We start from the raw sequence: 12,056 nt of genomic DNA, 5'->3' as shown, positions 1-12,056 counted from the left end.
CAGATCGCCATCGGCGAAAAGGTCCTCGCCGCCCAGGGCCCCGGCGCCTGGCCCGTCTGCTCCGTCAAGGCCGGCCTCACCAAGTAACACCCCCAACCCCGGCCAGGCACACCAGCCCCCACCGGGCCGGCGGTCACCCCGACGGTTCCACCTCCTCGGCCGGCAGCCGGCCGGACCGGATCGCGTCGAGCAGCGCCTGGTGGTCCCGTTCGTTCTGGTCCGCGTACGACTCGGCGAACGAGGCCAGTGCGCGGTCGAAGGACTCCCCGCGCCCGAGGTAGCCGGCGATCGCGATCCGGTCACCGGACCTCGCGTGCGCCCGGGCCAGGGTGGCGCCGCACAGTTCGCCGAACGCCCGCATCCCGCCCGGGACCATGTCCTCCGCCACGGCGATGCCCTTCCAGTCGCGCAGCTGGCGGACGTAGAAGTCGCGGCGCCGGCCGTCCATCCCCTCGACGCGCTCCCAGCCCAGGAAGATGTCGCTGGCCGCCTGCATCAGCCGTTGGCCGGAGACCACCCGCTCACCCTGGTTGGCGTACGGGCCGACTCCGACGTGAGCGGCCAGGACCGACGTGTCGGCCTCCTTGGCCTGCAGGAACAGCGGATCGGTGCCGTCCCGGCCGAGCAGCAGGAAGATCCAGCAGCGGGTGCCGACGCTGCCCACGCCGACCACCTTGCGGGCCACGTCCACCAGCCGGTAGTCCGCGAGCAGCGTGCCCCGGTCGGAGGTCAGCGTGCGGGCGTAGCGCTCGATCAGGTCGCGGAAGGTGCGTTCCAGCGCGCCGCGGGTGACCTCCGGGACCAGGTCGGAGAGCGGCACCAGCAGCGGCGGGTCGGCGGCGATCCGGACCTGCCCGCCCACCGTCTCGGTGAGCTTCTCGAAGACCTGCAGGCTGTCGCGGGTCCGGGCCTTGGCCATGGCCTGCGCGAGGCGCTTCCGCCCGCGCTCCCGGATCCGGCCGACGGCCAGCTCCTGGAGGCGCTCCGAGTCCATCCGGGTGTACCAGACGTCGAGGTTGCGCAGGTCCGCGAACCGGTGCATCGCCTCGCGGTACGACCGCACCGTGGCCCGCACGATGTCCGAGCGCTCGTCGTCGTCGAAGTCGTTCGCCCGCCCGGCGATGACCAGGCTGGCCGCCAGCCGTTTGACGTCCCACTCCCACGGGCCCGGCAGGGTCTCGTCGAAGTCGTTGATGTCGAAGAGCAGTTGCCGCTCCGGTGAGGCCAGCAGCCGGAAGTTCAGCATGTGGGCGTCGCCGCACAGTTGGGCCCTGATCCCGGAGTCCGGCGAGCCCGCCAGGTCGGCGGCCATGATCGCGGCGGCGCCGCGGTAGAAGCGGAACGGGGACTCGCTCATCCGGCCGTAGCGGATCGGCACCAGCTCGGGGAGCCGCCGGGCCGACTGGGCCGCCAGGATGCCCAGCGGATCGGGCCGGCCCTTCGCCGGCCGGTACTCGGCGTGGCTCGACCGGGGCGTGCGGCGGCGGGCGTTCTTGCCGAGCGCCGCCCGCTCCTCGGGGGTGGCGTGCCGCACCGCGCGCAGCGCCGGCGCGGATTCCTTGGGCATCGCAGGCCTCCTGACCGGTCGGTGACCACCGCGGTGTTCAGGTGGGGGCGGCGCGGGCGGCACGGCGCACCGGCGCGGGGCGGCGGCGCCGTGACGTCACGGGGCCGGGCGCATTTCCACCCTACGCCGCCCGCCCGGATCCGCTCGCCGGTGCTCCCGGCCGTCCGGCCACCGGGTGGTGTCACTCCCCGTGGTGCTACTCCATTAGCTCCGGCCCGGTGGCATAGCTTGCCGATGCCGCCTGGAACCACCAGCGCCGTGCATCCGAGCAACCGGAGGAGCCGCCGTGCCCCGAGAGGCGCCGTACCGTGCCGTGAGCGACGCGCTGCGCGCGCGGATCCTCGCGGGAGAGTGGCGGACCGGGGCGCGCCTGCCGTCGCGCGCGCGGCTGGCCGTGGAGTACGGCGTCGGACGCAACGTCACCCAGCGGGCCGTGGAACACCTGATCGCCGACGGCCTGCTGGAAGGACGGTCGGGCTCGGGCACCTACGTCCGCATCCCGTCCGAGCGCCTGGAGATGGTCCGCGCACGGCACCTCGGCCACCGGGCCGGCTCCCCGGAGCGCGGCCGGGCCACCGCGTGGGACGCGCACAGCCGGGTGCGCGTCCCCGCCCCCGAGGCGATCGCCGAACGGCTCGGCATCGGCCCCGGGGATCCCTGCGTCACCACACACTACGAGTTCCTCGCCGGCGGGCAGCCCGTCCAACTCTCCGAGTCCTGGGAGCCGATGGCCGTCACGGCCGGGACACCGGTCGTCCTGCCCGAGACCGGCCCGCTCGCCGGACGGGGCGTGGTCGCCCGGATGCGTTCCATCGGCGTGCTGGTCCGCACGGTGGTCGAGCGGCCGCGCCCGGCCCACGCCACCCGGGAACAGGCGCTCCTCCTGGGCATCGGCGCCGGGGACCTGGTGCTCCGGATCGAGCGGACCCTCTACGACGCCGACGGACGGGCGGTGGAGACCGCCGACATCGTCATCCCGGACGGACGGCGGGCGGTGGTCTACGAGTTCGGGGCCGACCACCCCGAACCGCCGGATCCGGCGGAACGCCGGCTCCCCCCGGCCGGCGGCAGGTGACCGGATGCCCTCACCCCTGCGGCCCGGACTCCTGCGGGATCCCGACTTCGGGCGCCTGTTCGCCGCCACCGCGGTCGGTCAACTCGGCGACCGCATCGTCTTCCTGGCACTGCCGCTGACGGCCATCGTGGCCCTGGACGCCGACGAGTTCCACGTCGGGCTGCTGTCCGCACTGACCACGACCGGCTCGCTTCTGGCCGGACTGCCCGCGGGCGCGTGGGTGGACCGCCTGCGGAAGCGCTCGGTCATGATCGGCACCGATCTCGCGCGGGCGCTGGCCCTCCTGACCCTACCGATCGCGTGGTGGGCCGGCCTCCTGACCGTCCGCTGGCTCTTCGCGATCGCCGTGGTCCACGGCGCGCTGACCGCGTTCTTCGACGCCGCCTACGCCGGCTGTCTCCCGCACCTCGTGGGGCGCGACCGGCTGGTCGAGGGGAACGCCAGGCTCTCGGCGGTCCGCTCGGTGACCAGCATCGGCGGCCCGGCGCTGGCGGGTCCGCTGGCCGGCTGGGCGGGAGCCCCGGCGACGGTGGTGGCGAGCGCGGTCGGGCTGGCGGCGTCCGGCCTGCTGGCGACCGGCATCCGGAAGCGTGAACGGAGGCCGGAGGCCGGGGTGCGGCCCCGGCTGCTCCGTGACATCCGGGACGGTCTGAGGTTCGTCCTCGGCCATCCCGTGCTCCGCGCGACCGCGCTCGGCGATGCGGTCTTCAACCTCTTCCTGGCCCTGTACCAGGCCATGCTGCTGGTCTTCCTGCGCAGGGAGCTGGGCCTCGACTCCGCCGGGACCGGCCTCGTGCTGTCGGGGATGGGCTGCGGCGCGCTGGCGGGCGCGCTGGCGGCGGGCCGCCTGTCCGCGCGGCTCGGGCCCGGTCCGGTCGTCTGGCTCGCGCCGCTCGCCACCTGTCCGCTGACGGCGCTGATGCCGCTGGCCCGCCCCGGCTGGACCCTGGGCGTGGCGGCGGTCGGGCTCGCGGGCCTCTCGCTGGGCGGCGTCGTCCGGGTGGTGGCGCAGTCCAGCATCCAGCAGGCCCTCACCCCGGACCGGATCCTGGGCCGGATGAGCGCGACCACCCGGTTCCTGGCGTGCTGCAGCCTTCCCCTGGGCGGACTCCTGGGGGGAGCCGCGGGCACGGCGCTGGGCGCGACGGCCACCCTGTGGATCGGCGCCGCCGGCATGACCCTGAGCTTCCTGCCGGCCTTCGCCTCACCGCTGCGGGGCATGCGCGGAGCACCGGGGGAGGAGGCTCCCCTGCCGGCCGGCCGACCCGCTTGGCGGCCTTCCCGTCTCAGGCCGTGACCGGCCGGGCCCTGCGGGCCGCGAGCTTCCCCAGCTCCCAGAGCAGCAGGAACGCCACGGCCGCCAGCAGCGCCCAGCCGAACTGCCGGAGGTCGATCTCCACCGTGCCCAGGACGCGCCGGAAGCCGTCCATCTGGGTCACCATCACGGCCAGCAGGAACTCCCCCAGTGCCGCCAGGTTCATCTGCCGGCTGTCGAAGCTGGCCGCCGTCAGCACCGAAGCCGTCTCGCTGCGGCACTCGAAGGCCGCCACGATCAGGCAGAGCGAGAAGGCCGTGAAGGCCATCGAACTGCCGGTGTGCACGTCGCCGTAGTGGTTCTGGCCGAGTTTGATCAGCCCGAGCAGCATCACCGTGAGGACCAGTCCGGACAGGCACACCGTGACCAGCAGCGGCCGGGTCAGCACCGACTCGCCCCGCGGACGCGGCGTGCGCCGCATCAGCCCCGGGCTCTCCCGGTCGAAGCCGAGCGCGAAGCCGAACGGGGCGTTCACGACGAAGTGGATCCACAGCACCTGCGGCGGCGGGAACGGCTCACCGGCGGCGATGTTGAAGAGCGTGGCGCCGAGGAAGGTCAGCACGAACGTGACCAGGAGCAGCAGCACGAAGCGGATGTACTTGGTCAGGTTGTCGTAGAGCTTGCGCCCCTCCTCCACCGCGAACACGATCGTCGCGAAGTTGTCGTCGGAGAGGATCATCCGGCCGGCGTTCTTGGCCACGTCCGTGCCGCTGCCCATGGCGATGCCGATGTCGGCGGCCTTGATCGCCGGCGCGTCGTTGACGCCGTCGCCGGTCATCGCCACGACCTCGCCCTTCTTCTTCAGCGTGGCGGCCAGCAGGACCTTGTGCTCCGGCGCCACCCGTCCGACCACCCCGATGTCGTCGATGCGCGTGAGCTGCTCCTCCTCCGTCATCGCGGCGAAGTCGGCGCCGAGGACGGCCTCGCCCGGGATGCCCAGCTGCCGGGCGATGGCGGCCCCGGTGGTGACGTCGTCCCCGGTGACCATGCGCACCCGGATGTGGGCGTCCTGCGCGCTCGCGACGGCGGCCTTGGACTCGGCCCGCGGCGGGTCCACCATGGCCACCAGGCTGGTCATCCGCAGGCCGGTGACCAGTGCCAGCAGGTCGCCGTCCGGGTCGAAGTGCCCGGCGTCCAGGTCACGGGTCGCGGCGGCCATCACCCGTCGGCCCTCGCCGCCCATCCGCTCGACCTGCTCCTGGGCGCGCCGGCTCAGCTCGCCCTCCCAGGGCACCGTCTCGCCGGCCGAGAGCGCACTGACGGCACGGGACATCACCGCGGGCGCGGCGCCCTTGACGAAGCAGCGCACCACCGGCCGCCCCGACTCGTCCTTCGCCTCGTTGAAGGTGGCCATGAACTTGTAGTCCGGGTCGAACGGCAGCGTCGCCAGCCGGGTCAGGCGGTCCCGGGTGCCGTCGATGTCCAGGCCGGCCTTGTGGCCGAGGACGAGCAGCGCCCCCTCGGTGGGGTCGCCCACCACCGTGCCGTCCACCAGCGTGGCGTCGCTGGCGACCAGGTAGGGCAGGATCGCGTCCTCGATGCCCGCGGAGGTCCCCGCCACGTGGTGGACCCGGCCCTCCAGGCGGTAGCCCGTCCCCGAGACCGTGTAGCGGTCCGTCGGACTGATCACCTCGACGACCGTCATCTGGTTCATCGTCAGCGTGCCGGTCTTGTCGGAGTTGATCGCCGAGGTGAAGCCCAGCGTCTCGACCGAGGGGAGCTCCTTCACGATCGCGTTGCGCTTCGCCAGGTTGAGGCTTCCCACCGAGAGGATCACCTGCGTCACCGTCGGCAGCGCCTCCGGGATCGCCGCGATGGCCAGCGAGACCGCGCTGATGAACAGCGTGTCCCAGGCCTGGCCGCGGTGCCGGCCCAGCGCGAACATCACGATCATGGTCAGGCCGGCCGCACCGGCGATCCACAGCGTGAGGTTGTTCAGCTCGCGGGTGAGCGGCGACTGCTCCTTCGCGGTGGACGACAGCATGCCGGAGATCTTGCCGAGTTCGGTGTCCGCACCGGTGCCGGTGACGACCAGCACCCCGCTGCCGTGGGTGACCGGGGTGTTCATGAAGGCCATGTTGTTCTGGTCGCCGGGCCCGAGCGCCTCCGCGGGGAGGGTGCCGGCCTGCTTCGCGGCGGGCACGCTCTCCCCCGTGAGCGAGGACTCGTCGATCTGCAGCGCGCTGGCCGCCACGATCCGCCCGTCGGCCGGCACCTGGTCCCCGGCGGCGATCAGCACGACGTCGCCGGGGACGAGTTCCTCGGCCGGGATCTCGGACTCGGTGCCGTCCCGGCGGACCCGCGCGGTGGCCTTCATCATCGACTTCAGCGCGTTCATCGCGCTCTCGGCCTTGCCCTCCTGGCGCAGGCCGACGACCGCGTTCAGCAGGGTCAGCACGACCAGCAGGATGCCGGTGCTCCACTGCTCGATCGCCATCGAGACCACGGCCGCCGCCACCAGGATGATCTGCATGTAGCTGCGGTACTGGTCCAGGAAGCGCAGCAGGGCCGGCCTCGGCTCCTCCTGGGGCAGCGCGTTCGGCCCGTGCGCCGCCCGCAGTTCGGCCGCCCGCGGCGCCGGCAGGCCGACGTCCGGATCCACGCCGAGGGTGCGCGCCACGTCCTCCGGTGAGCGCGCGTACCAGGGTTCCGGCTCGGGCGACCGCGCTCCCGCGGGGCCGGGTTCGACCGTCATCTTCCACCTGTCCCTGCTGCTGTCCCTGCTCGGATGTCCGCTCGCCCCCGGCGCTCTCGGCGTGGGCCCGCCGGGTCCCGCCTAGGTGCGGTGCCGTGCCGCGTACGGGTCGGCCGGCTCCCCCTCGGGCGCCTCCGCCTCCAGGTCGAGCCTGGCCGCCATCAGTTCCCGGTGGACCTCTTCGCCGACCACCGGGTACCGGGGGTCGATCTTGATCAGCGCGTGGGCGAGCACCGCCGCGGCGCAGATGCGCGCGAACCACTTCCGGTCCGCCGGCACGACGTACCACGGGGCCCAGGGCGTGCTGGTGGCCGAGAGCATCTCGGAGAACGCCCCCTGGTAGTCGTCCCAGTAGCGGCGCTCCCGCACGTCGGCCGCGGAGAACTTCCAGTTCTTCTCCGGGAGGTCGATGCGCTTCAGGAAGCGGGTGCGCTGCTCCTCCTTGGAGAGGTTCAGGAAGATCTTCACCACCGTGAACCCGTTGTCGGTGAGGTGGCGCTCCCAGTTGTTGATCTCCCGGTAGCGCCGCGCCCAGACGCCGGCCCCGAGGGCGGACTCCGGCAGCCGCTGCCGCTCCAGGAGTTCCGGGTGCACCCGCACCACGAGGACCTCCTCGTAGTGCGAACGGTTGAAGATCGCGATCTCGCCGCGCGCGGGGAGCCTGCGGGCGTAGCGCCACAGGTAGTCGTGGTCGAGTTCCTCGGCGGAGGGGACCTTGAAGCTGCTCACCCGGACGCCCTGCGGGTTGACGCCGCTCATGACGTGGCGGATGGTGCCGTCCTTGCCGCCGGCGTCGAGCGCCTGCAGGCAGAAGAGCACCCCGTGGGTGTCCTGGGCGGCCAGCCGGGCCTGGTACTCGGCGAGCAGCGACACGCCGGTCTCCAGGAGTCCGACGCCGTCGCGCTTCTTCATCCCCGCCTTGTACCGGGGGTCGAAGTCGCGCAGGTCCACGCTCGTCCCGGGCTTCACCCGCAGCGGCTTGATGAACTTCGCGATGCGCTTGGCCCGTTTGTCCGCCATCCGAACCGGCCTCCTCCGCCGCCGTGACCCGGCACGTCCGCTTCCGAGGCTGTGCGGCCGGGCCCGGTGCCGCAACCCGGGCGGGGTGCGCAGTGCGCCGATCGGCGTACCCCGGACGCAGCAGCGGCCGGCGGGCCGCCGTCACCCGTTCGCGTCGCCGGCGGTCCCGCCACCCTCGCCACTGCCGCCGCCACTCCAGGACCGGTACGCCGCCACCGCCGCCGGCAGTGTGGGGAACACCCGGTCCTCGCCGATGGTGTCGATGAGCCCGTACGCGTCCAGCTCCTGCCGCAGGTCCTGCTTGACCCGCGCCAGGGCGAGCACGGTGCCGCGCGCGGCCAGCTCCTCGCGCAGCGCCTCCAGCGAGTCCAGCGCGGTGATGTCCACCTCGACGTTGGCCTCGGCGTTGAGCACGAACCAGCGGACCGGTTCCTGCTGCTCGGCGACGGCGGCCAGCGCCCGCCGCCGGAAGTCCTCGGCGTTGGCGAAGAACAGCGGCGAGTCGTAGCGGTAGACGAGCAGTCCGGGGATGGTGCGGGCCTGCGGGTAGTCGTCGACGTCGTGCATGCCGAGCACCCCGGGCACCGTGCCGAGCACCGCGTCGTGGGGCCGTGCCACCCGGGTGAGCAGCTCGGCCACCGAGAGGCCCACGGCCACCAGGACGCCGTAGAGGATGTCCAGGGCCAGGACGCCGGCCAGGCACCCGAGCGCGAGCAGCAGCTCCCGGCGGCGGAACGCGGCCAGCCGCCGGAAGCCCGCGATGTCGATCATCCCGACCGCCGCGAAGATCACCAGGCAGCCCAGCACGGCCGAGGGCGTGTGGGCGAGCGCCGGGCCGAGGAACAGCAGCACGGCCACCACGACGGCGGCGGCCGCCAGCCCGTACAGCTGGCTGCGCGCGCCCGCGGACTTGGCCAGGGTGGTGCGGCTGGCGCTGCTGCTCACCGGGAACCCGTGCAGGACTCCGGTGCCTAGGTTCACCGCGCCCAGCGCCAGCAGCTCCTGGTTGGCGTCCAGGCGCTCGCCGGTGCCGCGGGAGGCGAAGGCACGCCCCGTCAGGATCACGTCGGTGTAGCCGACCAGCAGCACGCCGACGGCGGGCAGCGCCAGCTCCCTGAAGTCGCTCAGTGACGGGAACGCGAAGCCGGGGAGCCCGGTGGGGATCGCTCCGATCACCGCGATGCCGTGCTCGTCCAGCTGGAAGGCGGCCACCACCGCCGTGCCCAGGACCAGCGCCAGCAGCGGGACCGGCACGGCACGCGGCAGGTACGCCGCGGCGAGGAACAGGAAGAGCAGCGTCACCGCGCTGAAGGCCACCGTGGCGGGATCGGCCTGGGAGATGTTCCGGAAGAAGGAGAACAGCTGCGGGAAGAAGTGCGAGCCCTCGGTCTCGACGCCGGTGATCTTGGTCAGCTGGTCCACCATCATGATCAGTGCGACGCCGCCGAGGTAGCCGATCAGGACGGGCTGCGAGAGCAGGTCCGCGACGAAGCCCAGCCGGGCGATCCAGGCGAGCACGAACATCATCCCGACCACGACCGCGAGCGCCGCCGCGAGGACGGCGTAGCGCTCGGGGTTCCCCGCCGCCAGCGGTCCCACCACGCTCGCCGTCATCAGCGCGGTCGTCGACTCGGGCCCGACCGACAGCAGCCGGGACGAGCCGACGAAGGCGTAGACGACGGCGGCGGGCAGGATCGCCCAGAGCCCGGCCACCGGGTCCAGGCCCGCGACGGTCGCGTTCGCCATCACCTGCGGCACCAGGTAGGCGGCGACCGTGACACCGGCCACCAGGTCGGTGCGCAGCCAGGCGCGCCGGTACGACCGGAGCACCTGGAGGCCGGGGAGCAGCCGCCCGGCCCGACCCCGACCGCCCGCGACGGGACCGGTCGACGTGGTCATCGACTCCCCTTCTCCCTCGGGGCACGGCTTCGGGTTCGGGGTCCGCCGCGGCCGCCTGCCGCTACATCGTCACGGCTCGCCGCGGCCACCGCCACGGGCGTAGCCCGAACGGGTGAGCAGCGGCTCCACGCCGCCGACGCCCCGCGCACGACGGGGTGCCCGCCCCGGCCGGGGATCGCACCGGGCGCCCGGCACCGACTGCCCGCCGAAGGGGCGATCCGGCAGTCCTGACGGTCGGTCATTTCATGGCGGCGGCGACCCCGGTCAGCGCCAGCGGGAGGGCCGCGCCGAGCACGACGAGTGCGTCGAAGTCGGCCGGCCGGCCCGACCGGGCCGAGACGAGCAGCCAGACGGCCGTGAGCACGCCGGGGCAGGCCACGGCACAGCCGAGCAGGATCACCGCCGCCGCCTCGCGGGCGGAGGTCTCGTACGCCTTGCCCCACGCGAGTCGCACCGGGACGGCGGTGCCCCTCGGGTAGGCGTCCTGCGCGTCCGCGAGCACGATCGGGCGCTCCGCCCCGGTGGCCGCGGCGAAGGTGCCCTCGCACGCGAAGGCCGTCGTGCGGCCGTCGCCGTCGTCGCCGGTGTGGCACCCGGCGACCCGCACGACGCCGTCGGCCGGGCCGATGCCCGCGGTCGCCCGCAGGCCGTCGCCGAGCAGCCACCAGGCCAGCCAACCGCTCGCGGCCAGCACCAGTGCGGCCGCGAGTACGGCCAGAAGACGCGTCAACCGTCTCAACATTCCGCCCCCCTCGATCCCCCGGCTCGGCCTTACCCGGGTGAGCGGCCGGACATGCCGGGCGGCCGGGGCGGCCGCGCGCCTCCGGTCCCGTGCCACGCCTCGCGCGCGCCGGGCGTGGCCCGCGCGCACCGGCGGCCCCCGCCGATCGGCAGGGGGCCGCCCCGCCGAATGTCCGGAATGCGCAGGCCGGTGCGGGATCGGCGGGTCTGATCCCTTACGCTACTGATCGGTCATCAGTTCGACCGATGGCCGACCGTCAGGTGAACCACCGAAGAACCAGGGGGAAATCATGCGTCGACGCATCTCCGCGCTCACCGTCTCGGCCGCACTCGCGGGTGGCCTGCTGCTCGCCGCCGCGCCCGCCCAGGCCGCGCCCGCCGAGGCCGCCCCGGCCGCCGTGGCCCAGGCCGCCATCAAGGTCAACATCCCCGAGCTGCAGGCCCAGGCCGCCAAGCTGCGCCGGGAGGCCCAGCGCCTGCGCAGCCAGGGCCACTTCCGGGAGGCCAACGTGGTGGACGCCCGCGCGGCCGCCATCGAGGCGCAGGTCCGCCGCTACCTCGACTGCGAGCGCAGCGTCCACTGCTGACCGGCTCCCGGCGGACCCCCGCGGCACGGCGCTCCGGCGCCCGGCGCGGGGGTCCGCCGTTTCCGGGGCCCGGCCGGGATGCCGGCACGGCATGGAGCCGCGTCCCCCGGCTGACGGAGGCTCAGTCCGTGCCGCCGGGCGCGGCGAGCAGGGCGAACAGCCGGACCAGGTCGTGGAAGGCGTAGCGGCCCTGCTCCGGGGAGTCCAGCATCCCCGCCTCGGCGAGCCGTTCCAGGATCAGGCCGGCGGCGGGCTCGGGGACGCCGAGGGCGACGGCCGCCTCCGGGACGGAGCCGACCGGGAGAGCGGCGAGCCGCGGGAGCGCGGCGGCGAGGTCCTCCGGCAGCAGCCGGTGGCTGCCACGGAGCTCGGCCTCGACGGCGAGCTCCCCGACGCGCAGCTCGGCGAGCCGGCGGCGCTCGTCCCGCAACCGGTCGGCGACGGCGGCGACGGTCCAGGTGGGCCGGGCGGCGAGTTTGGTGGCCGCGACGCGCAGGGCGAGCGGGAGCCGCCCGCAGGCCGCCGCGATGTCGGCGGCGGCCGCCGGCTCGGCGGCGATGCGGGAACGCCCCGCCACGGCGGACAGGAACGCCACCGACTCCTCCGGCGTCAGCCGCCCCAGGTGCACGGCGGGCGACGCGGCGAGCCCGCCCAGGCGGCCGCGCGCCGTGACCAGGACGGCGGAGGACGGGTCGCCCGGCAGGAGCCGGCGCACCTGCTCCTCGTCCCGGGCGCCGTCGAGCACCACCAGGACGCGCCGCCCGGCGAGGAGGGCCCGGTAGCGCTCGGCGCGCTCCGCCGTCCGCTCCGGTATCTCCTCGGCGGGCACGCCGAGGGCGCGCAGGAAGCCCGCCAGCACGGCGGCGGGCTCGCCGGGCCCGCCTGCGGAGCCGTTCAGCTCCGCGTAGAGCTGGCCGTCGGCGAAGGCGGCGCGCACGGTCCGGGCGGCCCGGACGGCCAGGGTGGTCTTGCCGGCTCCCAGGCCGCCCGAGACCACCACGACCGCCGGCCCCGGCCGGCCGGCGTCGGCGAGGGCGTGCACGATCAGCTCCAGCTCGGCCGCCCGGCCGGTGAAGTCGCCGACGTCCGGGGGCAGTTGGGCCGGGACCGCACCGGGCGGCCGATCGTGACGGTGCAGCACGCCTCCGCGGCCGGCC

At 74.4% G+C, this 12,056-nt stretch carries 9 protein-coding genes; 3 read left to right on the top strand and 6 right to left on the bottom strand.

From position 1 onward, the window contains the following. Positions 1-133 precede the first annotated feature (133 nt). Entirely contained in the window at positions 134-1,567 is a 1,434-nt protein-coding gene (locus ABZ885_RS26570; protein ID WP_360193508.1) for a DUF2252 domain-containing protein, read from the bottom strand. A 286-nt stretch (positions 1,568-1,853) separates the two neighbouring features. Here ABZ885_RS26570 and ABZ885_RS26565 point away from each other — a divergent pair, with 286 nt between their 5' ends. Continuing rightward, a complete protein-coding gene (locus ABZ885_RS26565; protein ID WP_360193505.1) occupies positions 1,854-2,642 on the top strand; it encodes a GntR family transcriptional regulator in 789 nt (262 codons plus the stop codon). Between the two features lie 4 nt (positions 2,643-2,646). Next, positions 2,647-3,939, top strand: a complete 1,293-nt coding sequence (locus ABZ885_RS26560) for an MFS transporter (RefSeq protein WP_360193502.1) — start codon at positions 2,647-2,649, stop codon at positions 3,937-3,939. Here the strand turns inward: ABZ885_RS26560 and ABZ885_RS26555 are convergent. The 4 genes from ABZ885_RS26555 to ABZ885_RS26540 form a co-directional block, all read right to left on the bottom strand. Further along, positions 3,929-6,652, bottom strand: coding sequence for an HAD-IC family P-type ATPase (locus ABZ885_RS26555; RefSeq protein ID WP_360193499.1), 2,724 nt, complete (start codon positions 6,650-6,652; stop codon positions 3,929-3,931). The two genes, ABZ885_RS26560 and ABZ885_RS26555, sit on opposite strands and share 11 nt — an antisense overlap. Positions 6,653-6,733: 81 nt before the next feature. Next, positions 6,734-7,672 carry a polyphosphate kinase 2 family protein gene (locus ABZ885_RS26550; protein ID WP_360193496.1) on the bottom strand — a complete coding sequence of 313 codons (939 nt, stop codon included), beginning with the start codon at positions 7,670-7,672 and terminating at the stop codon, positions 6,734-6,736. A gap of 141 nt (positions 7,673-7,813) precedes the next feature. Then, the gene (sulP, locus tag ABZ885_RS26545) at positions 7,814-9,571 is read right to left on the bottom strand and encodes a sulfate permease (RefSeq protein ID WP_360193493.1); all 1,758 of its coding nucleotides are present in this window, start codon (positions 9,569-9,571) and stop codon (positions 7,814-7,816) included. A 238-nt stretch (positions 9,572-9,809) separates the two neighbouring features. After that, complete coding sequence (locus tag ABZ885_RS26540) at positions 9,810-10,301, bottom strand: hypothetical protein (protein ID WP_360193490.1); 492 nt, start codon at positions 10,299-10,301, stop codon at positions 9,810-9,812. Positions 10,302-10,602: 301 nt separating this feature from the next. Between ABZ885_RS26540 and ABZ885_RS26535 the strand changes: the two genes are divergently transcribed. Beyond that, complete coding sequence (locus tag ABZ885_RS26535; RefSeq protein ID WP_360193487.1) at positions 10,603-10,899, top strand: hypothetical protein; 297 nt, start codon at positions 10,603-10,605, stop codon at positions 10,897-10,899. Positions 10,900-11,020: 121 nt separating this feature from the next. Here ABZ885_RS26535 and ABZ885_RS26530 read toward each other — a convergent pair. Beyond that, positions 11,021-12,056: NB-ARC domain-containing protein (locus tag ABZ885_RS26530; protein ID WP_360193484.1), on the bottom strand; the 1,036-nt coding region annotated here is incomplete at its 5' end.

The organism is Kitasatospora sp. NPDC047058 (assembly GCF_040643935.1).
GTDB lineage: Bacteria > Actinomycetota > Actinomycetes > Streptomycetales > Streptomycetaceae > Kitasatospora.
The sequence above is the reverse complement of the archived record's forward strand: the minus strand, read 5'-3'. Positions and strand labels throughout refer to the sequence as shown.